Origin of the sequence: Shouchella patagoniensis, from assembly GCF_002019705.1 — a bacterium.
GTDB classification, from domain to species: domain Bacteria; phylum Bacillota; class Bacilli; order Bacillales; family Bacillaceae_D; genus Shouchella; species Shouchella patagoniensis.
The window spans coordinates 3,605,803-3,626,923 of record NZ_KV917377.1 but is presented as its reverse complement, the minus strand read 5'-3'; the positions used below and the strand labels follow the sequence as shown (position 1 = coordinate 3,626,923).

Genomic DNA, 21,121 nt, shown 5'->3' with positions numbered 1-21,121 from the left:
ATCGTTAATCTTTCGGGACAAGAATTGGTTCGTCTGACGTTTTGATTGAGTCTGTTGGACACTCTTCACAAGCATCATCTACATCATCATGAAGATCCTCTGGCACTTCCGAGCGACCTTCATTTCCATCAAGATGAACATAAGCTAGGCCAGAATCATCATAATCAAACACCTCTGGCGCAATCGCTCCGCATGATCCGCAAGAGATGCATGTTTCTTGATTAACACATACATATTTCGCCATACGTAAGCCCTCCTCCAATCATTTATCCATAATCATAACTCTCTTTTCTTTCATATTTATGAAACAGGCATTTTCTCTTTCTCACTCATAATGCTTGTGCTGTGTGGCGGTTGTACTCTTGCTTTTGGATCAATAAACACTTAAATATTCCTTCCTTTAAACGTTTCCTCCGCCTCAAGTTTTAGCTTCCACGGTTGGAAAGTGCCATTGCCCGCTGTAATGACAATTGTTTTTGTTCGATGTATTGCTTCATTTGTCATCAGTTCAAAATCACCAGATTCCATCCGATTAACCTCAAGCACTTCTTCATTCAAGCAAACAGTTGGCTGAAATGGATTCATCTGTTCCACTAAGCCATCTACTAGCGCCTGTGCCATCACCTTCGTCATATATGTACTTTTCCGGATAAAACGTGCTAAGTTGACCCCCCAGCTGTGGCGAACTTTCTATTAGCTTGATTGACATTCCGCGCATACCTGCATAAAATGCAGCGAATAAGCCAACTGGACCTCCGCCGATGATTGTTATATCTACGGCTTCTTTGTTCATCAAACCACTCCTTCACACTCTTTATCTCTACTGTCAATGACTCGGATAGCCTTTCCTTCTGAACGGGGGATTGCCCCAGGTTGTTCCAACACAATATCAACTGATACGAGACATGCCGATTTTAATTGTTGAGAGATGGTTCGTTTTAGCTGTTGCACGGCTTCATGTTCTAAGTCTGAACCAATGCCATTGTAAAAACGTTCGCACAACTCGACATGTACTCTCGCACTCTCCATTGCTCCTTGCTTAATTCGATGGATCTGATAATGTGGAACCAAATCGTTTACACCGAGTAACACACGCTCCAGCTCTGAAGGAAAAACGTTTACGCCTCGAATAATTAACATATCATCTGTTCTGCCCTTTACTCGGGTCATACGTGCTGACGTCCGCCCACATTTGCATTTTTCAGTTGTTAGCGCAGCGATATCCCCTGTCCGATAACGAATGACCGGCAATGCTTCTTTTGTTAGACTCGTAAATACAAGTTCTCCAAATTCACCTTCTGTCAGAGGTTGTAGTGTCTTTGGATCAATAACCTCAACCATAAAATGATCTTCAGCGATATGTAAGCCCTCTTGTGCTTCATGGCATTCAAATGATACTCCAGGTCCCATTACCTCGCTAAGTCCATAAATATCGAGTGCTTTAATACCAAACATTGATTCAAGTCTTGCTCGCATTGTTTCAGACCATGGTTCAGCACCGAAAATGCCATATGATAACCCAATCGAACTTGGATGAATTCCTTTTGATTCCAATTTTTCTCCTAAACTAATCATGTAAGAAGGGGTACCGCATATCCCATTTGGTTGAAAGTCTTGCAGCAACATCATTTGTCGCTCTGTATTTCCACTTGATATAGGGATAGCACTTGCTCCAAGTGCTTGGATTCCACCATGGATACCTAGCCCCCCTGTAAATAGGCCGTACCCATAAGCATTATGGATCATATCTGTGCTCTTTCCCCCTGCCGCAACAATCGCTCTTGCAACCATCTCTCCCCAGTTAATCAAATCATTTTTCGTGTAACCAACAACAGTTGGTTTTCCACTCGTTCCAGAAGATGCATGAACTCTCGCTAATTCCTCCTTAGGAATAGCTAGCAACCCAAATGGATAATGATCTCGCAAATTCTCTTTTGTTGTAAAGGGTAGCTCGCTTAAGTCTGTTCTCTCCTGAATACTCTTTGAACCAATCTCCAGTTCGTTTAATTTGTCGCAATAAAATGGCACTTGTTCAAATACCATTTGTACTGTCTGTTGAAGCCGCTTGAGTTGAATTTGTTCTATCTCTTCTCTACTCGCAGCTTCCACTTCAGGAGTAAACATCCTCTACATCCCCTTTTAATTATTTTATTTTTCTTTTCACTTATTAATAACAATATAAAACGAACACTAACTATCTTGTTATATTAAAAACAGTAACACCTAATGAAAGCGCTGTCAATTATAGAATATCAGAAAAATTATTCTGTTCAGGCTTAACTAAAACGAAAATTTCGAGGGTATCGTTTATAATAGATAAGTTTTAGAACTTTTCTCTTTATCTTGTAACTTCTATAATTAAATAACAATTTTATTCTATTCGTTTCATTATCGTAATATTAATAGCAAATAAAAACACAGAGATAACGCTCCCTGTGTTTTTGCCTACTTAATAAAGTCGCTTTGCATAACTTTCTGCTAATCGTGCTTTCATTTCTTCTAAACTCATATCTTCTAATTTAGAATGAGCAAGCAAAATTTGTGCTGGTTTCATATGTAGTAATCGTTGAATTAGTTTTTATCGCGAGTGGATTAATGGTTTGAACAGCCCGCACGTAAGGACTTGAAATAAAATGGTTCCTTTTCCTTTTTTCCAATAAGGTTACGAGATGATTTGCATCCCTTTTCCCTTGTATCGACAGAGTGCGCTCACGTTCCATTCCAAAAACAAAGTCTGAATCTGCATGCCTGATAAAATAAAGTATCGTTTGCATTACTCAACCCCCTCTACAAACCTATTCACTTCTACTCCCATTTTTTAAGCATGCACATCATTCGTTTTATAGGCTGTTACAACCGCGTCACCAAAGTCTCTAACATCAGACAAATAATCAAACCCTTCAGGTGATCCAAAGCTATTAAAAGCGCGAACGGTCACAAGTTGATAGTCAGGTATCACTAAAACCGTTACCCCGGTATACCCTAAAATTTGATAAGAACCCCTCGGAACTAAAGCACCTATCTCCGATTTTGCTACTTCCTTGTCTTTCACGAACCATAGAAAACCATTTTGCGGTAAATCCCCATTAACAAGATCCGGACTTTGCAAAGAAGTTGTCATTTGAAAAATCTCTTTTGAAATATGCTGGTTGCCATTGATAAAACCTTTAGTGCGATGAAGTTCTCCCCATCTTGCTAGTTCTCTTGCGGATACATACATATTCATTTGATCCCCTTCAGTAGACAAACTTTCTGTCCACGCGGAATCGTTTTCTTTCCGAATAACCTCCACAAGTGTTTCATCTTTTTTCCCTATCCAACCAGACTCGTAATAATGAAGGGGTATAAATACTTGTGTAGCTAGAATTTCGGAAACCGTTTGTCCAGTCGTTCTTTTTACGATTTCAGCAAGCATCCCAATCCCTACTCCTCGGTACGCCCAACTCGTTCCTGGGAGAAAATCCCGGGCGATGTTCCCTTCCCGTTCTCTTAATCCATGTGTATGCGTAAGTAGATGCCGAATGGTTGTCCCTTCCATTATGGGTTGATTCCACTCTGGCAAATAACGTATAACTAGATCATTAATAGAAGAAATATAACCTTTATATACTGCATAAGCGACGGCAAAACCAATATAACTCTTGCGCACAGAGGCTACATGAAAACGTGTATTCGCTTGCACCTTTCTTGCATTTTCACTGTTTGAGTGTCTCCCCCAATACTTCTCCAAGACCGTTTCACCATTGTGCATAATAATCAGTGCTGAACCTGATTGCTCTACTTTCTTAGCTGTTGCTTCCACATGTTTTGTGACTTGATCAAAGGATTTTCTCACCTATATTCAACTCCTCTTCCTACTCCGTCAGCATTCGACACATCTCTTCAGATTCCTATCTTGTTTTTTGTATAAAGAAAGCACCTTAATGATCGCAACTCAATTCTTTGCATAACCAATGCTGCTTCTACTCCAAGGAAAAAATACGAGTCATTGAAACCTGTCCCTTTTTGCATACTAATGCTGCAGCAAGCTACTAATTCACGGCCGTTTATTATCCGAAAATCTGTGCAGCAAGAGCATACAATTGTCCGTTTCTTTTTATCCCTGCTTTATTGCCCCGAACCATAATTGGTGGTTGCGCACTCAGTTTAAATCCTTGATCAATTAAATAAGTGCTAATTAAGTCATCCTGCTTAGGCATATCAATTCGAATATTACCTTGATTGCCTCTTAGCAATAAATTAATAAGTTTCTTCGCTTTTTCTGAATCCGGGGCAACAAGTGGACCAATAATCGTATTCGCTGGAGTTTCTATAGCCATTCCATATGCTGTTATGCACTCTCTTTCGTCAATAAGTACAGTGCATTTTTTACATTGATTCAAGCGTTGTATTATCAAGCGCCGCCTGTTTGCACCAAAGGCTTGTTCATCTAATTGAACCAGTTGATTAAAATCTTCTTTCTGATAAGGTCTCCATTTATATTCATGGTCGTCTAGATTTGTTTCTCGTTGATACTCTGTTTCTGACCTTACGTACTTATGTACCTCCCCCCACTCTACAAAATCCATCTTCTCATAAAGCTTTTTTCCATCCTCTGTTGCAACAAGAAGCAATGTGAATTTATTGTCAGCCTTATTAATACATGCTTGAGTCACCATTCTGCCGAGTCCTTGCCCTCTATACGCTGGGGCAACAATAACCATGCCGATTGAAGCAAGTCCTGTATTCGCATAAGGGATTAGTGCTGCGCTTGCGATAACATAATCACCATTTTTAATCACATAAACGGTCCCGACTTCTAATACCGTCCGAACTTCTCGTTTGTCATAATCCCATCCTACGGTTTCTGATAAGGCGACGATACTCGAAATATCGTTTGTTTGTAATTCAATAATCTTTTCCTTCATTTGATTCATGACTCCTTTATTGTGTTGTCCTATAAAAATTAAATGAGCTTAACGATCTTTTTTTATTTAAAATGAGAACGCTTTAAGTATTTGTGTAACTTTTTTCTACTTATACGTTGTTCTTATAGAAGGAGGCTCGGATGGACAAAAAACACTCATTAGAAGAAATCTATATTCTTTATGCCGATGACTTATATCAATACCTTTTTTCCATGTGCAAAAATATAAACCTTGCTGAAGACATTATGCAAGAAACGTTTTACCGAGCCTACTTTTTTTTGGATAGTTATAAGGATGAAGCAATTAAACCTTGGTTGTTTAAAGTAGCGTACCATACATTTATTGATTAAATACGAAAAGACAAACGGTTCGTTTTATTTGATCACGATCTACTTACCTCTAAAGGAATCCTTAATTATATAAAAAGTGCTGAAGATGAATATCTCAATCAAGAAGCGAAGGACATATGGATTACAGCTGTTAACGCACTGCGGTTTAAAAAACGTCAAGCTTTATTATTAAAAAGCTATTATTAATTTTCTTATCAAGATATTGCAGATATTTTGGGATTAACTCTTGCTCAAGTAAAAATTATGATTTCCCGCGCTCGAAAAGAAATCCAACACTTAAATGGAGGAATGCTTCATGGATTGTAATGAAGTGAATAAGAAGTGGAATGATTATTTAGAGGTAATTTGTTTATCTTTAGAGGAAAGAGATATTGAAGAACATTTAAAAACTTGTCCTAAATGTTCTTATAAACTAGATTCTGCAATCGAAGATCAAAACGAAAGCTTTCTAGCAGCTTCTTATAAGAACGCAACAGAACATGTCGTTCCTCTTTCTTCAAAGGCACAGAAAAAGCTCATTTTCAGAGCTAAATGGAAAAATCGGATGAGCAATGCCATTACAATGTTTTGCCTATTTATCATTATTAGTATTGCTTCTGGTATCTTCACCGGACTTTTCTTTGGAATCGGACCAGATGGAGGTCGCGGTACTAAAACTGCACAGGTTCTCAAAACTGCGACACAAATGACAATGCCAAACGTTTTTCTACAAGGGATTAATCAGCAAACAAACTTCTTTTTTACAATGGACTTAAATACAGAAATTCAGAAAGAAATAGGAAAGGAGTATAAAACAATTGGTAAATTTAATGGCACGTTATTTTTTAATCAATTGAATGTAGAACGGGATTGGCATGATAGTACGTATAATGTACAACTCTATTTTCTTCATCCTCACTATATTGATAATTACCCTAGTGATTCAGACAAATACCGATCAGATATGAAGGACGTATGGGAAGCGTTGGAGATCCTTCCAGAAGGAACAGTTGCTGAATTAGCTATTTCATTTGACGATTTATATGAGATTGATGATATGTCTACACGATTTTGGAAGATTATGATGTCAATATTCCTTGGTACGCCGTTGAAACCGGTACAGAACAGAACGGCGATGAGAACCAGTCTCCATACCTAAGCGCAGTGAATGGCATTTGGGGAGTCCATGCTCAAAATATTTTTGATTTTTCTCAATTAGATACAAATTCGATTCTTGAGCGTGGGGACGGTCAAAAACGAGCACAAGCCTTTATAGATGGTTTGCGTTACCTTACAGAAAATGAAAAAATAGCAAAGCGATATCTATACGATATTGATCGAGAAACGAGTTTATCAGATCGGCTTATGTATGTGGAAGAACACGGTGTTCACACTTACGGAGTAGTTGTAACTGGACCAACAAAAGAGCTACTTCGCTTACAAGAAAATGAACAAGTTCATTATGTGAGGTTAGGTGACGTTGATCTTTGGAATTGGTATCATCCATCTTCAAATGGAACGATTTATTATTAGAACGATAAGGCAGAGCTACAATTCTGCCTTTTATCTCTTTGATAAAGCAGAACAGGCACTAGTACAAGGACCTTAAACTAATTTGAAGAGTTACTAGGTTCCATTAAAAAAAGCCTCTCATAAATGAAAGACTAAGTTATCACGCCTACTATGTAGCTAGTTATTCTTGCCCGCTTCAATCATTAAAAAGATTGCTGCTAGAATGTGCAGTACCATCCCCACACCAAAAATCCAGCCTACTGATGACGCTAGAATACCTAGAATATGACCTGTTTTGCTTCGATTTTCCTTAGAGGCAAAAACCAATCCAATAATATGTAGAATAAGCATAATAGCTAGTGGTGTCCAAGCCAAGCTAAGAATAAGCACTCCACCTAAAATCGGAATTCCCCAAATCGCTTCAAGACTACCAAACACCCATTTCATTGTTCGACTCACTTGCAACTGTTTAGTTGGTGCTAGCTCACCGTCTTTTTGTACAATGACTTCATCAGACAAATCCATCACTCACTTCCGCTTTTTTACAAACTATGCGGGCGACGATTTGTTTAGACCATGGTAATAGGACTATTTATGGCGCAATTCCTTAAAGCCCCTTCTTAGATGCATTCTATCCTCTCGTTGATGTGTTTGATATACCTGAGGTAAATTTATTATATGACCACCAAGACATGACAACAGCGAGGGCAGCTCGCATCATGTTTGATTGTTTTGTCACACGTATGAAAGTACGCGAAGAATAAAAAAAGCGTAGCCTGCATAAAAACAGGCTATGCTTTTTATTAAGTGATTTGAGGTAATTCTAATTGACTAGGCATCCATTAGGATTTACCACGCTTCACCTTCCTCATATAAATCCTTCTAACCTAAGTTCTGATAATCAATCGCTTTAGCCTAAATAACACCTTGGGCAATCATCACATCGGCCACTTTTTTAAACCCAGCAATATTTGCTCCAGCTATTAAATTGCCTTCAGAACCGTATTCTTTTGCAGCAGCTACACTCTTGTCATAAATATTAGACATAATTTCTTGCAACATGTTATCAATTGCTTCAAATGACCAGGAAACTCTCGAACTATTTTGTGCCATTTCCAAAGCGGATACAGCGACCCCACCTGCATTAGCTGCTTTGCCAGGTCCAAATGCTACTTTGTTATTTTGAAAAACAGCAATCGCATCATGGGAACAAGGCATATTTGCTCCTTCAGCCACGGCATAAACACCATTCTCGACAAGTTTCTTTGCTCCATCTTCATCAAGTTCATTTTGTGTTGCGCATGGAAGCGCAATATCACAAGGAAGCATCCAAATGCTCTTTTCGGCTTCATAGCGTGCATTTGGATAGCTATCAATGTATTCATAAATCCGTTTTTGTTCCACTTCTTTTAATTGTTTAATTAACTCAACATCAAGACCATTTTCATCGTATATATAACCACCAGAGTCACTGCAGGCAACCACTTTCGCACCAAACTCAACAGCTTTTTCCATTGCGTAAATCGATACTTTTCCAGCTCCTGATACAATTACTCTTTGTCCTTCAAACTGTTTGCCCAGATCTTCTAACATTCGTTGGGCAAAATAGACAGTCCCGTAACCTGTTGATTCTTTCCGCATCAAACTACCACCAACATCGATGCCTTTTCCAGTAAATGCACCTTTCTCAAAAGCACCACGCAACCGTTTGTATTGACCAACCATGTAATCTATTTCTCGACCGCCTACACCAATATCACCAGCAGGAACGTCTACATTTGGTCCTATGTATTTTGACAATTCATTCATAAAACTTTGCGTAAAACGCATGATCTCCATATCTGATCTGTTTTTCGGATCAAAATCAGCGCCACCTTTTCCACCGCCAATTGCTTGACCCGTTAAAGAGTTTTTAAAGATCTGCTCAAACCCTAGGAATTTAACAATGCTTGCATTTACAGAAGGATCAAACCGGAGCCCACCTTTATATGGACCAATTGCATTATTAAATTGAACGCGATAGCCACGGTTGACTTGCGGGCACCCCTCATCATCAATCCAAGCAACACGGAACATGATCAAACGGTCTGGTTCAACCATTCGTTCCAGAATAGCATTCTCCATATATACTGGATACTTTTCAAAAACAGGAATAAGGGACTCTGCCAATTCTTCTACAGCTTGATAAAACTCCGGTTCGTTTGGATTTCGTTCTCTGACTTTTTCAATCACTTCATTCACATACTTCTTTGCATCCTTACCTTCCATTATACAATCTTCCTCTCACCCTATATTCTACTATCACATTCTGGTCATTCCTTTTCCGACCTTAAGAGAAGTAAACCTGATTCATGACAAAAAAACAATATACTTGATTTAATTTTATTTTTATGAAAATTTTATATTATTGATAAAACAAGTTTAATTAAAGAATATCTTGAAATGTGTGTGTTAGCGATTCTGTCTAAGGAAAAAAGCTACGGTTATGAATGAATGAAAGAAACTGGAAGCCCAACATTTAGAGCTAAAAGGCATAGGAAGCATTTACCCCATTCTAACAAAACTTAAAAATCAAGGATGGGTCAACACAGAAAGAGTATTAACTGAAAGCGTTCGAGCAAGAGTTTATTACGAAATGAATGAACATAGACATGTGCACCTTCAGAAAAAAGTTGAGGAGTGGCTTGAAATGCAAAGGGATATCGTTTCGTTATTGAACAACAACGGCTTGAAAAGAGTTAAAAATGCTGACCTCTAGATTAACATCGCAAAAAACAAACCCCTATCCGACATGGGAAGGAATGTATCTATTCTTTTACACCCTCAAAAACAAATAAAGAACCCGCTTTAAATCGGGTTCTTCTCTCCTTCACGCAGAGCTTGTTTTATTGGCTGGGTTTAACTTTCGTTCAACTCTTCCTAACACAAGATCTGCGATAATCGCCATAAATGCCGTTGGCACGGCCCCTGCTAAGATAATTGCAGTTCCATCCGTTGCGTTTGTTCCTCTAACGATGATTGAACCAAGTCCACCAGCGCCAACAAATGTACCAATTGCAACAATACCAATTCCTACAACCAATGCCGTACGAATACCCGCCATAATAACGCTAACAGCAAGAGGAACTTCGACTTTGGTTAGAAGTTGTAGCCACGTCATTCCAGAAGCGTATGCAGCCTCAATTACGGTTTGATCGACCCCTTTTATCCCCACATACGTATTTTGAATGATTGGCAACAACGAATAGAAAAATACAGTTGTAATAACCGTTGTTGTGCCAAGACCCATTGAGACCATTAACATCGCCATAAAACCAAGTACAGGTATCGTTTGGATAATACTTCCAACAGTTAGTACCCAACCGCTCATCTTCCCGTACTTTGCAATGAGAATGCCAATTGGGATAGAAACGATCGCAGCAAACAAGACACCATATGCCGCCATTAAAAAGTGGCGGTAAAATTCTTCCCAAATGTAAAAGCCATTTTGGGACACATACGTCACAAATTGCTCCCAGACCCCCATTATGCGCCCTCCTCATTTTGTTCGTCATCTTCAAAATAGCTATTTTCTTCAAGAAATTCTTCCGCAATTGCAGAAGGACTCACTAACTCGACATCGCCTTTGTAATTCATTTCCTGCATTTGTTCCGTGGTCACTGTATTCGCAAGACGTGCAAGCACTTCTTCTAATTCTGGATGTTCGTCAAATAATTCGTTCCGAATAACCGGAGATGCATCATAAGGAGGAAAAAAATCATCCTCAAGTACCCTCAAATCATACGCAGCGACCCTTCCATCGGATGAATAACCGAGCACAGCATCCATATTACCAGTAGCTGCTGCTTCATAAACAAGTCCGATTGCCATTGGATAGACATTTCCAAATGCAAAATGAGTTTCTGTAAAAGCTTGATATCCGTCACCTTGACGGTTTATCCAAGAATTGTCTACACCAAAATTCATTTCATCTGCAAATGCCTCAAGATCATCTACATGGATAATGTCTTCTGCTTCTGCAAATTCGGCAGGAATAGAAACGGTATAACTATTTTCAAAACCGTATGAGTCACCCCAAGTTTGATTAAATTGTTCTCTAAACTCATGTTGTACAATTTCCATTGCCTCTTCTGGATCCGTGACGCCTCCCTTATTGAGCACTCCAGCGATATCCGTCCCTGTGTATCGTGTAGCGGTAATATCGACTTCCTCTTGCATCATCGCCTGATGCTGCACGATCGTAGATCCAAGATTTGTGATGAGTTCGGCTTCTAAGTCCGTATAATGTTCGATCATATGGGCAATTGTATAACCCCAAATTTCTGATTCTACTGTATCTAACGTACCAATTCGAATTGTGCTATCCGCCGGACCGCTTAGCCCTGGAAGTGCACACCCTGAAAGGACAAGACTTGATACGAGAGTTGTACAAAGTAGTTGTTTTCTCATGGTTCAGCTCTCTCCCTTCAGGCCGTTTCTCTATAAGCTATAGGCGTCAATTTTTTTTCTAATTTGCCAAGTAACCAACTTGCAATTAAAGCTAAAATAGTAGCAGGTATTGTACCAAGAATGATCAATTCAGGCTGATACAAATTCAACCCGTCAAAAATAAGATCACCAAGGCCACCGCCTCCAATAAAAGCGGCAAGTGTAGCCCAACCAATAAGATAAACGGTCGCAAAACGAATACCTGTCATGATGACAGGCAAGGCAATTGGTAGTTCGATCTTCCGGATTGTCTCCCAATTGTTCATTCCCATCCCTCTGCCGGCCTCTAAAAGCCCTGAATCTACTTCTTTTACCCCAGTATATGTATTTCTTAAAATTGGTAAAACGGAGTAGATAAACAGAGCAATGATAGCTGGAGTTGTACCGACGCCTAAAATTGGCATTAAAAAAGCAAGAATCGCTAGACTTGGAACGGTTTGCAAGATCCCAACAAACGAAATAATTTTATCTGCTGCATTCGGGATTCTCGTAAGCATGATACCAACTGGAACTGCAACAATGACACCTAATAAAACGGCAGCAAAAGAAATATACATATGCTCCCCTGTTTTCTCAAGTAAGTCCCAACCATATGAAGACAATGTATTCAACACGGCATCCACCATCGTTTTCCACCTTCCTTAATCAAGTACAGCCGGGAGTCTCTTCACTGCTGCTATCGCCCCAGATTGTGTCGTAAACCATATCCGCAAGACTCGCACGTGTGACAATTCCAGCAAGCTTATTGTTTTCACTCACGACTGGAACATAAGCACTGCCTCTACGGAGCATGCGATACATCGTATTACGCAATAAGCTATCTTTATGAACAGAGTATTCTTCTGTATCCATCACTTCATATACTTGATTACGTTTTTTATAGTTTGAATCAATCATTTGAATATCTACATATCCCCGCAAGTGAAATGCTTCATCAACAACAAGCAATGAGTCTACCCGTGTTTCACGCATCTTTTGAATCGCTTCTTTTAACGTACTTTCTTCCGTAATGGTAATGGGTTTTGGATTCATTATTTGTTCTACCCTTGTAATTTCCGGGCGCCCTTGCAAAAGGCGATCCTTTCCTATGAAGTCCTCAACGAATTCATTTGCTGGATTACGCAAAATATCTTCTGGCGTACCTACTTGTACAATTTCACCCTGGTTCATAATGACAATTTTATCAGCTAGTTTAATCGCCTCATCCATGTCATGTGTGACAAAAACGATCGTCTTATCTACTTCTTTTTGTAACTTTTTAAACTCTTCCTGCAGTCCATCACGCGTAATTGGATCAAGCGCTCCAAATGGTTCGTCCATTAATATAAGCGGCGGGTCCACCGCAAGCGCTCTAAGTACACCTATGCGTTGTTGCTGCCCCCCACTCAATTCACGGGGATACCGGCGAAGGTAATCTTTTGGCAAATCTACAAGCTTGATCAACTCCCTCGCTCTCGCTTCCCGCTTTCCTTTGTCCCATTTTAATAAGGAGCCGACAAGAGAAATATTCTCTCCTACAGTCATGTGGGGAATTAGACCAATTTGCTGAATAACATACCCAATTGAACGACGTAGTTTCACTGGATCTTGATCCAGAACATTGACCCCGTTTACTAAAATTTCACCTTCAGTTGGTTCAACAAGTCGGTTTACCATTTTCATTGTAGTTGTTTTCCCGCACCCGCTCGGTCCAATAAAAACAACAAACTCACCTTTCTCGATCTTTAAGTTTAGATTGTTTACAGAAGGCTTTTCGCTGCCTTCAAATGTCTTTGTCACTTGTTTAAATTCTAACAACCTCAGCACTCCCATTCGCTTTATCGCTCGTCTAAATAACTTTTTAAGTATAATAAACCGCTCAAACAAAACGAAAGCTCCATATAATCCATTCACTTTGTGCATTCTGTACAATTTAAATTGCACAAAGTGTGAGTCCACTCATTCTTACAATTCCTTCATTTTGCTCTCTCTTTATCCCTTATATGTTTTTTTCCTTTTCTTTGAAGTCGTGATAAAGTTACAACTAGGAATTTTTAGGGAGGCTTATAATGGGCTCTATATCAAATGACAAACTACTAGAAGAAATCAAAACAACAGAAGATCAAATTGCCGACCGCATTGCAGATAACATGGATACATTTGGTGTTTCCGCCACTATTGGCAGACTACTCGGGATTATCTATATGAATCGAAAAGCAATGACGCTTGATGAGCTCGCAGAACAAACAGGTATGAGTAAGACACGTATGAGTCAAGTGATGCGCCAAATGATTACACTTAATATTGCGGAAAAAGTTTTCGTTAAAGGGAGCCGTAAGGAACATTACGCTGTAGAGAACGACTATACACAAACGTTCATTTCTCTTTTTACAACAAATTGGAAAGAAGTTGTCGGACGCAATACGACATTAGAAAGACGTCTACGAGATCGCGTCCAAAAGTTGGAGCAATTCGATTCTGAAGACATGAGCCCAGAAGTGAAAGAAAGGCTTCATACACTCTGCCAAGAACTTGATGACTGGAAAGCCTATTACAATTGGATAAATCGATTAGTTAATTTCTTTGAAAGTGGCAAAATTTTTGATGTAGTACCGATTGAAGATCCACATAAGGAGGATAAACAAACACATGAAGAATAAACGAATTATTACAGCAGCAGTTACCGGTGCAGGAGATACAGCCGATAAAAGTCCGCATGTCCCAGTTACACCAAAAGAAATTGCTCATTCGGCGATTGAATCAGCTAAAGCTGGAGCGGCCATTGCTCACATTCATGTCCGCGATCCAAAAACCGGTAAGCTCAGCCATGATGTTGAACTGTTTCGTGAAACAGTTACACGAATTCGTGAATCAAATACAGATGTCATTATTAATATTACTGCGGGTGGAGGCGGTGACTTTGTACCAAGCTTAGAGACACCAACTTCCGGTGGACCAGGGACAGATATCCAAACACCAGCAGAACGGCATGAACCAGTCGGGAAGCTTCTTCCTGAAATTTGCACGCTTGACTGTGGCAGTTTAAATTTCGGTGAACAAGTCTATCTCGGACCCGAAGGATGGTTACGAGAACATGCAAAATTAATTCGGGCAAGTGGAGTGAAACCAGAAATGGAAGTTTTTGATACGGGTCACTTACGTTTAGCTAATCAACTAATCGCAGACGGCTTAATAGATGAGAACCCAATGTATCAATTCTGCCTAGGTATCCCTTGGGGGGCTGCAGCTGATGTAGAGACAATTACGTATATGCGTGACCGAATTGCAACAGATGGAAGCTGGTCTGCTTTTGGAATTGGTCGCATGCAATTACCAATTGTAGCTCAAGCAGCCTTGCTCGGAGGTAATGTTCGCGTAGGGCTTGAAGATAACCTATATCTTGAAAAAGGGGTTCTAGGAACAAATGAGCAATTAGTCGATAAAGCAGTCAACGTTTTAAACAGCGTTAACCTCGAACCAATGTCTCCCCAAGAAGCACGCGAGATATTGAAGCTCAAAACCTTTACACAATAATAGAAAAAGCGATCATAAAAGAGGTGGAACAATGTCACAAAAAACAATGGCCGTTATCGGCACTGGAGTAATTGGAAATGGCTGGATTGCACGTTTTCTAGCAAACGGCCATAAAGTACTCGCATTTGACCCAGCACCAGAAGCAGAGACAAAAACAAACACCTTTTTAGATGAAACATGGGAAACCCTTAAACAATACGGCATGTCTACAGAGGCAGCCAAAAGCAATCTTCATTTTGCTTCAACATTAGAAGAAGCCGTTGCAGAGGCAGACTTGATTCAAGAAAACGTTCCTGAACGTGAAGAATTAAAAAAAACGATTATTGCGCAGGTCGATGCTGCTTCAAAACCGGATGCAATTATTGCCTCAAGTACATCTGGCTATATACCAACTGTACTGCAACAAAATTGCGTAAATCATCCTGAACGGGTCATCGTGGCCCATCCGTTTAATCCAGTTTATTTAATTCCACTTGTTGAGATTGCAGGGGGAGAAAAGACAGAAATAAACTTTATGGAGAAAGCGCGAGACATTTACGATCTTATGAATATGAAGCCCTTGATGATGTCAGGAGAAATTGATGGTCATATTGGTGACCGTTTGATGGAAGCACTCTGGCGCGAAAGCTTACATATCGTCAATGATGGTATTGCTACAACAGAAGAAGTTGATAAAGCCATTGTTTATGGGCCAGGTTTACGTTGGGCACTAATGGGTCCTTTCCTCACACTCCATCTCGCTGGGGGTAGCGAAGGCATGAAGCATATGCTTGAACAATTCGGACCAGCATTAAAGCTGCCTTGGACACGGTTAGTTGCTCCTGAACTCACTGATGAATTAAGTCAAAAAGTGATTGAAGGTACCGCTGCTCAAAGTGGTACAACCTCTATTCAGGAGATGGAAAACCGTCGTGACCGCTTTTTAATCAAACTCATGCAGTTACTAGAAGAAGAAGGTTTCTGGCCATCGGAAAAGTTGATTGCATATGAGAAATAAGCCTATTTGGAGTGGTGAAGTTTTCGAGAGATGGGTCGATTATAATGGTCACATGAACGATGCTGCCTACGCAGAAGCGTTTAGCATAAGTCTTGATGCGTTAATTGATTCGATTGGTTTGGACGAAGTAGGTCGCAATCAAGAAAATTACACGATTTTCACACTCGAAGCTCATATCAAATACTTAGCCGAAGCACAAAAAGGTCAAACTTTGTACGTTTTTGTTCACTTGCTTGATCTTGACCAAAAACGGATGCATCTTTGGTTTGAAATGAAGAATAATAACGGAGATACGATTTCCACAAGTGAACAAATGGTCATGGGAATGGATCAGATAAGCGGTCGACCAGCCCCTTTCCCAAATACTGTTGAAAAAGCGATTGCATCAATTCCAATAATACCTAAAGAGGCTTGGCCTGTAAGTGCAAATAAACAAATGGGGATACGCAAAAAATAAGTCCAGAATAGCTGGACTTATTTTTTAATTACTTAAGCATGACTCTATACGCTTCGTTTAATAACTCTTTGTATTCCTTATTTTTGCTACTAAAAATTGACCAAGAGGAAGATTTCAAGCTAATACTCATGACACCACCAGGGCCATTATGGTTGTCTCCGATTTAGTTAGCTTCTCTACAAAACTCCCTTACAATCCTTTTTGCAAGTGCATGATCGTTAATGACAGAAGAAACAAGATTAGGTTCCATCCAAATGCGAGCTGTTGACTCGTGCTCCTTCAAAAACAGCAACCGCTGTTTTACTTCCAATTGATAAAAGGTTTGGTAGCCAATGAATGGATAGTTCCCTTCTGGTTCATATAGAGAGTTGTTTTAATGACTCACCTCGATCGCACCAATATATATAGCCTCTCCTTTTACATAACCTTCTTCATATACTTCCCTATGTAAAGCATCTATCGGTGATTCTCCATCCTCAATGTGCCCCCCTGGATAGTTAAATCCCCTTCCTTTAATGTTCACGAGAAGAACAAGTCCTTGGTAAAGACAGAGTCCATGGACGCTTGTAATGACTTTCTCCGATGATAAAACATGATTTGGCATCCATGTTAGTTTCACATTGTGACCATTCCAATCTTCGTAAATTTGCATCTTGCTCCTCCTAGTGAACAGTAATTGTTTTTATCTTATGATCGATTTTATCCATTCACCATTTCATTTTTAAAATATACATTAGGTTTTTAGATTTGAGCTTTCCCTCAATTCTGCGTCCTTCGTTACTAACCAAGAGATCTTCTTTTTAAATGACTCCTTGCGCAATCATAACGTCCGCTACTTTCTTAAATCCAGAGATATTTGCTCCTGCTATTAAGTTCCCTTCCATTCCGTTCTACTATTGCATTCTCTATATATTTTGTATGCTTACTAAGAATTGGAATAAATAAAATATATACTTGATTTAAATATATAATCCTGATAAGTTTATTTTATGGATAAAATAAGTTTAATAAAAGGTCATCTTGAAATGTGTGTATTAGCGATTCTAGCAAAGCAAAAGAGTTACGGGTATGAACTGATGAAGGAATTGGAAACACATAATTTAGAACTAAAAGGCATTGGAAGTATTTATCCAATTCTGACTAAGCTTAAAACTCAAGGTTGGGTTGAAACAGATCGAGTCTTTACAGAAAGCGGACGTGCCCGGGTATATTATGAGATTAATGAGCAAGGGAAGGAACGACTACATAAAAAAATTGAGGAGTGGCTTGAACTACAAAATGATATTTCTTCGTTATTAGTTGAAAATGGGTGGAAGGGTGTAAATGAAAATGAAAAATAACTTAACGAAGCAAGAAGTAACCTATCTTGAGAAGGTCAATTCCGAAATCCAACACTATGAGCTTGATTCTATTCAAATAAGAGAAGTGAATGAGCAACTCATTTCTCATTTTGAAGAATATCGAGACAATGGAGAAGACTCATTCTCTAATTTAGAAGAACCAGAGATATTTGCCAAATCACATTTAGAAGCATGCGGCATTGATCTTCACAGTCCTGGTAACCAATTACAGCAGTCCAGAATAGCATCAAGTCTGCCAATATTGATCACCTCGCTTACTTCAGTGATCACATTTTTAGCTTGTCAATTGCTGTTTGCATTTACTTTAACAGAATTCTTTAATCCCCTAAATTCATACCAATACAATCTTATATATCGTATTTCAGACAATAGCTGGTGGAATGCAGCCTTAACCTCAACAAGTTTAGTTATCTCATTAATCGTTTTTATTCTTTCTCTATTCCTTTTAAAAAAGCGGCAAGTACAAGGTGCCTAAGATGAAAATAGTCTTGCGCACCTTTATCATAATAAATATTTTATTATTCCCTCTATTCCCACACATAGCTACAGCACAATTGAGTAAAGAAGAGCAGATTACTCAATTGGTTGAGCGCTTTATGACTGAACGAAATATACCTGGGGTTTCTATTGCTCTACTTAAAGAGGACAGTCTTTTTTACGCGAATGCATGGGGGGTGACTGGTGGTGAACAAAAACCAGTAGAACTCGATACTCCGTTTCTATTAGGGTCCATAAGCAAATCTTTAACCGGGCTTGCTATTGCCGTTCTTATTGATGATGGCGCTCTTGATTTAGATGATTCTGTAACCACCTTAATACCATGGCTTACATTTGAAGACAAAAAAGCAAATGCCATTACAATTAGTGATCTGCTTAGTCAGACAAGTGGTTTTGGAAGTTACGATGGCTACAAGCTATCTGATCGAGGGTTAAACGATAAAGAGGCAATACGTTTAATGGCCCACGAAGTCTCCACACTTAAATTAACTGTTGCACCAGGAGAAATTCATCAATACAGCAACGCCAATTACATCCTTCTAGGTGCACTTATTGAAGAAATAGCTGGGCAACCATATAGCAATTTTATGCAAGAACGTATCTTTACGCCCCTTGCAATGGACAATGCGGCAGCAGATAAACAATCTGCTTATAGCAACGCGCTCCCCTCTGGATACGAGTCTTGGTTTGGGCAAGCATACCCTGGACCAGACATGTATGACAATAGCGGTGCTCCATACGGCTATATTGCCGCGAGCGCAAACGACATGATGGCATACTTAAGCTTGTTAAGTGGTTATAATGATGACTTCTTTATCGATCATACTAGTGCAAAAGCTGTATAAGGAACCTCTCTTTGCAAGAGATGAAACCCAATCGTACGGTTTCGGTTTGCGTTTTTCCAATATTGGGACGAATGAAGAAATGATTTGGCATTCAGGCTCCACACCTCATTTTCAAAATGAAATTTTTTATCTGCCTGAAACAGGATGGAGCGGCGCAATTTTAACAAACAAAACCCATGCGCTTGAGGAAGAAGGTCTATTCTTTTTAAAACAGGGCATTATCCAAATTCTTAATGGCGAATCTCTCACTGATTTCCCTCAACTAAAGCCTAGCATACCTGTACTAGTCACAGTAGTTGTCTTGTCCACTATTATAAGTTCTATTTTTCTGTTTTTAAAAATTCGTTACGGTTCAATCAAACGTCCAATCTCTTGGTTTGTTTTTGCTGGGATTCAGCTTCTTATAACAATCGTAGGAACTTTATTCATACCTCACTTACTTGGTGTTCCGTGGCATACGTTTCGCCTCTTCGCCCCTGACGTTGCATTCCTTTGCACCGTGCTCCTTTGTCTATTCGCAGTAAATGGATTATTATCAGGTGTAATTGCCCTAAAAAAACAACAAAAACACGCTAATTAGCGTGTTTTTGTTTTAACATTATCCCAACCTGTTTCCATTCAACATTTCCAATAGCAATACCTGTAAAGATAATGGCTACCCCTAGCCATTGTAACGGTCGCACCGTTTCGTGCAAAAGGAAAATAGATAAGATGAGTGCAACAGGTAGTTCTGCTGTTGAAAGAATAGCCCCAAGCCCAGAACCGACCTTAGGCATACCAATAGAAAAAAGCAGCGGCGGAAGTACGACACCAAATAAACCGATGAGCAAACCGATTCCAACTAAGGCCGGTTGAATTCCCCCAGCAAAAAAACTATTCAGAGTTGGCAACAACAAAAGGCCAGATGTTATAAAACCTCCAATAGAAATGATAAAACTTTTTTGGACAACTGGGACAGTTGTCCCTATTGTCCCAGTCATATACATAAACAATGCTGAACAAAATGCACCAAGCATCGCCCAAGCTGCTCCAATCCAATTAAATTGAACAGTTGATTGCAGCACACCAGCCGCAAGAATAGATCCTCCAATTAAAATTGCAATGGAAAGAATACGTTTTTTAGTCGGCTTTTTTCTAGAAAAAAGGTACTCATAAAGAGAACCAATCCAGACAAATTGAAATAAAAAAATGACAGCAAGAGACGCATCAAGCGTTTGGAGCGAATGATAATAAAAAACACCAGTAAGTCCTGTAGGGACGCCACAAGCAAATAACGCAAGTAATGTCTTTAGTGAAAGGTGGTGTTTTTTAGAAAAAACAAGCATCCCTCCTAGTATCAAGATACCCGCTAAAAATTGAGCCATTACAATTTGAGTTAAATTCAATCCATTTTCATATCCAAGTTTGACAAACGTGGATAAGATGCCAAAACACGTGCCCCCAGCTAAGACAATTAGTGCATACATCCAATTGTTTTTCATTTCGACCATCCTTTCTACAAATAAAAAGCCACACCGGGCATAAATAGCCCAGTGTGGCGAAAAAAGAGCAAAGCTCTGAAAAGATCCACAGATAATTTTGATCGTACATTTCCTATAATGTTATTTTTATCTTATCGAATCTTATGTTTTTTAGCAACCAGCTTTTACTATCAGTTTAATGTGAGCCAAATGATGGTCGCCATGCCATGCATACTTGCCTATACTACGTTCAAGAACAATTTCTCCATCATCTGGGTGATGAAAAACTCTTTTCAACTCTGCCTCAGTTAAGGACTCCAGCAAAAATACCCATCTTGCATGCAATCCTTCAATTATGCATAAGGATGGCTCGATTGGCGCACTTGCATCAGGTAATTCTGTCCATAATTATTCAGAGTATGGCTTAATTGTCGGACTCTCTTCGCTCAAAGCAAACTTGAATCGACTGAATGACTGCATATGACTATCTGCAAGATGGTGGACAAGCTGACGAACTGTCCATCCCCCTTCACGATACGATTGATCGCATAAAGATTCTGGCATGTTTTCAACAACCCCACGTAAGCGAGCGGGAAATGTTTTAATCGATTCAATCCATTCTTGTACCTCGTTTTCGGTTAATTGTTTGTTCGAATCAAACGTGCCAATCGGGAAACGTAAATGTTCTATTTTTCACTCTCTCCTATCATTCTGATTCTTTATACCAGCTTGGAATTGCTTTTGTGAAACCCTC

Annotated in this window: 24 protein-coding genes and 4 pseudogenes; 13 read left to right on the top strand and 15 right to left on the bottom strand. The window is 39.4% G+C overall.

The genetic code is table 11. The annotated features are described in order from the left end of the window. Positions 1–4: 4 nt before the first annotated feature. The 6 genes and pseudogenes from BK584_RS18795 to BK584_RS18770 all read right to left on the bottom strand — a co-directional run bounded on the left by BK584_RS18795 (position 5) and on the right by BK584_RS18770 (position 4,907). On the bottom strand, positions 5–244 hold the full coding sequence (locus tag BK584_RS18795) for a ferredoxin (protein WP_078394000.1): 240 nt from the start codon (positions 242–244) through the stop codon (positions 5–7). A gap of 143 nt (positions 245–387) precedes the next feature. Then, positions 388–793 (bottom strand): annotated as a pseudogene (locus BK584_RS18790) (NAD(P)/FAD-dependent oxidoreductase); the annotation flags it as partial. Beyond that, positions 793–2,124, bottom strand: coding sequence for a phenylacetate--CoA ligase family protein (locus tag BK584_RS18785; protein WP_078393999.1), 1,332 nt, complete (start codon positions 2,122–2,124; stop codon positions 793–795). The gene BK584_RS18785 and the pseudogene BK584_RS18790, both read right to left, overlap by 1 nt. Positions 2,125–2,519: 395 nt before the next feature. Next, on the bottom strand, positions 2,520–2,774 hold the full coding sequence (locus tag BK584_RS25625) for a histidine phosphatase family protein (RefSeq protein WP_078393998.1): 255 nt from the start codon (positions 2,772–2,774) through the stop codon (positions 2,520–2,522). Positions 2,775–2,818: 44 nt separating this feature from the next. Next, a complete protein-coding gene (locus BK584_RS18775; protein WP_245808910.1) occupies positions 2,819–3,835 on the bottom strand; it encodes a serine hydrolase domain-containing protein in 1,017 nt (338 codons plus the stop codon). 214 nt (positions 3,836–4,049) lie between these two features. Beyond that, positions 4,050–4,907, bottom strand: a complete 858-nt coding sequence (locus tag BK584_RS18770) for a GNAT family N-acetyltransferase (protein WP_169871388.1) — start codon at positions 4,905–4,907, stop codon at positions 4,050–4,052. A gap of 140 nt (positions 4,908–5,047) precedes the next feature. On the opposite strand from BK584_RS18770, the gene BK584_RS18765 reads away from it, so the two are divergent. The 4 genes and pseudogenes from BK584_RS18765 to BK584_RS18755 all read left to right on the top strand — a co-directional run bounded on the left by BK584_RS18765 (position 5,048) and on the right by BK584_RS18755 (position 6,769). After that, positions 5,048–5,257, top strand: coding sequence for a sigma factor (locus BK584_RS18765; protein ID WP_078393996.1), 210 nt, complete (start codon positions 5,048–5,050; stop codon positions 5,255–5,257). Positions 5,258–5,455: 198 nt separating this feature from the next. Beyond that, positions 5,456–5,563 (top strand): annotated as a pseudogene (locus BK584_RS25620) (hypothetical protein); the annotation flags it as partial. Further along, entirely contained in the window at positions 5,553–6,395 is an 843-nt protein-coding gene (locus BK584_RS18760; protein ID WP_169871384.1) for a sigma factor regulator N-terminal domain-containing protein, read from the top strand. The pseudogene BK584_RS25620 and the gene BK584_RS18760, both read left to right, overlap by 11 nt. Next, on the top strand, positions 6,308–6,769 hold the full coding sequence (locus BK584_RS18755) for an anti-sigma factor C-terminal domain-containing protein (RefSeq protein WP_169871382.1): 462 nt from the start codon (positions 6,308–6,310) through the stop codon (positions 6,767–6,769). The genes BK584_RS18760 and BK584_RS18755 overlap by 88 nt, the downstream gene beginning before the upstream one ends. Positions 6,770–6,925: 156 nt before the next feature. On the opposite strand, the gene BK584_RS18750 is transcribed toward BK584_RS18755, so the two are convergent. Together BK584_RS18750 and gdhA are read right to left on the bottom strand one after the other, a co-directional pair. Further along, positions 6,926–7,195, bottom strand: a complete 270-nt coding sequence (locus BK584_RS18750) for a hypothetical protein (RefSeq protein WP_078395738.1) — start codon at positions 7,193–7,195, stop codon at positions 6,926–6,928. Positions 7,196–7,663: 468 nt separating this feature from the next. Then, positions 7,664–9,016 carry an NADP-specific glutamate dehydrogenase gene (gene gdhA / locus BK584_RS18745; RefSeq protein ID WP_078393993.1) on the bottom strand — a complete coding sequence of 451 codons (1,353 nt, stop codon included), beginning with the start codon at positions 9,014–9,016 and terminating at the stop codon, positions 7,664–7,666. 225 nt (positions 9,017–9,241) lie between these two features. On the opposite strand from gdhA, the pseudogene BK584_RS18740 reads away from it, so the two are divergent. Further along, a pseudogene (locus tag BK584_RS18740) lies at positions 9,242–9,506 on the top strand (PadR family transcriptional regulator). 111 nt (positions 9,507–9,617) lie between these two features. On the opposite strand, the gene BK584_RS18735 reads toward BK584_RS18740, so the two are convergent. The 4 genes from BK584_RS18735 to BK584_RS18720 are packed head-to-tail and all read right to left on the bottom strand — an operon-like array spanning position 9,618 to position 13,033. Then, a complete protein-coding gene (locus tag BK584_RS18735; protein ID WP_078393992.1) occupies positions 9,618–10,274 on the bottom strand; it encodes an ABC transporter permease in 657 nt (218 codons plus the stop codon). Next, complete coding sequence (locus BK584_RS18730) at positions 10,274–11,197, bottom strand: osmoprotectant ABC transporter substrate-binding protein (protein ID WP_078393991.1); 924 nt, start codon at positions 11,195–11,197, stop codon at positions 10,274–10,276. The genes BK584_RS18735 and BK584_RS18730 overlap by 1 nt, the downstream gene beginning before the upstream one ends. A gap of 17 nt (positions 11,198–11,214) precedes the next feature. Then, positions 11,215–11,859 carry an ABC transporter permease gene (locus tag BK584_RS18725; RefSeq protein WP_169871529.1) on the bottom strand — a complete coding sequence of 215 codons (645 nt, stop codon included), beginning with the start codon at positions 11,857–11,859 and terminating at the stop codon, positions 11,215–11,217. 22 nt (positions 11,860–11,881) lie between these two features. After that, complete coding sequence (locus tag BK584_RS18720) at positions 11,882–13,033, bottom strand: betaine/proline/choline family ABC transporter ATP-binding protein (protein ID WP_078393990.1); 1,152 nt, start codon at positions 13,031–13,033, stop codon at positions 11,882–11,884. A gap of 251 nt (positions 13,034–13,284) precedes the next feature. Here BK584_RS18720 and BK584_RS18715 point away from each other — a divergent pair, with 251 nt between their 5' ends. The 4 genes from BK584_RS18715 to BK584_RS18700 are packed head-to-tail and all read left to right on the top strand — an operon-like array spanning position 13,285 to position 16,203. Next, positions 13,285–13,875, top strand: coding sequence for a GbsR/MarR family transcriptional regulator (locus BK584_RS18715; RefSeq protein ID WP_078393989.1), 591 nt, complete (start codon positions 13,285–13,287; stop codon positions 13,873–13,875). Continuing rightward, complete coding sequence (locus tag BK584_RS18710) at positions 13,865–14,749, top strand: beta-keto acid cleavage family enzyme (RefSeq protein WP_078393988.1); 885 nt, start codon at positions 13,865–13,867, stop codon at positions 14,747–14,749. Before BK584_RS18715 ends, BK584_RS18710 begins: the two co-directional genes overlap by 11 nt. Before the next feature lie 31 nt (positions 14,750–14,780). After that, positions 14,781–15,746, top strand: a complete 966-nt coding sequence (locus BK584_RS18705) for a 3-hydroxyacyl-CoA dehydrogenase NAD-binding domain-containing protein (RefSeq protein WP_078393987.1) — start codon at positions 14,781–14,783, stop codon at positions 15,744–15,746. Further along, the gene (locus tag BK584_RS18700; protein WP_078393986.1) at positions 15,736–16,203 is read left to right on the top strand and encodes a thioesterase family protein; all 468 of its coding nucleotides are present in this window, start codon (positions 15,736–15,738) and stop codon (positions 16,201–16,203) included. The genes BK584_RS18705 and BK584_RS18700 overlap by 11 nt, the downstream gene beginning before the upstream one ends. A gap of 373 nt (positions 16,204–16,576) precedes the next feature. Here BK584_RS18700 and BK584_RS25135 read toward each other — a convergent pair whose 3' ends face one another. After that, positions 16,577–16,855 carry an NUDIX domain-containing protein gene (locus BK584_RS25135; protein WP_245808909.1) on the bottom strand — a complete coding sequence of 93 codons (279 nt, stop codon included), beginning with the start codon at positions 16,853–16,855 and terminating at the stop codon, positions 16,577–16,579. 337 nt (positions 16,856–17,192) lie between these two features. Between BK584_RS25135 and BK584_RS18690 the strand changes: the two genes are divergently transcribed. Genes BK584_RS18690 through BK584_RS18675 form a run of 4 tightly spaced genes read left to right on the top strand, consistent with a single transcriptional unit; the run spans position 17,193 to position 19,487 of the window. Next, the gene (locus BK584_RS18690) at positions 17,193–17,543 is read left to right on the top strand and encodes a PadR family transcriptional regulator (RefSeq protein WP_078393985.1); all 351 of its coding nucleotides are present in this window, start codon (positions 17,193–17,195) and stop codon (positions 17,541–17,543) included. After that, positions 17,527–18,039, top strand: a complete 513-nt coding sequence (locus BK584_RS18685) for a hypothetical protein (protein ID WP_078393984.1) — start codon at positions 17,527–17,529, stop codon at positions 18,037–18,039. Before BK584_RS18690 ends, BK584_RS18685 begins: the two co-directional genes overlap by 17 nt. A 1-nt stretch (position 18,040) precedes the next feature. Beyond that, positions 18,041–18,907, top strand: coding sequence for a serine hydrolase domain-containing protein (locus BK584_RS18680; RefSeq protein WP_078393983.1), 867 nt, complete (start codon positions 18,041–18,043; stop codon positions 18,905–18,907). After that, a complete protein-coding gene (locus BK584_RS18675; RefSeq protein ID WP_078393982.1) occupies positions 18,867–19,487 on the top strand; it encodes a serine hydrolase domain-containing protein in 621 nt (206 codons plus the stop codon). Before BK584_RS18680 ends, BK584_RS18675 begins: the two co-directional genes overlap by 41 nt. Here BK584_RS18675 and BK584_RS18670 read toward each other — a convergent pair. Both BK584_RS18670 and BK584_RS18665 read right to left on the bottom strand, forming a co-directional pair. After that, the gene (locus tag BK584_RS18670) at positions 19,480–20,388 is read right to left on the bottom strand and encodes an EamA family transporter (protein WP_078393981.1); all 909 of its coding nucleotides are present in this window, start codon (positions 20,386–20,388) and stop codon (positions 19,480–19,482) included. The two genes, BK584_RS18675 and BK584_RS18670, sit on opposite strands and share 8 nt — an antisense overlap. A gap of 150 nt (positions 20,389–20,538) precedes the next feature. Beyond that, positions 20,539–21,057 (bottom strand): annotated as a pseudogene (locus BK584_RS18665) (YfiT family bacillithiol transferase). Between the last annotated feature and the right edge of the window lie 64 nt (positions 21,058–21,121).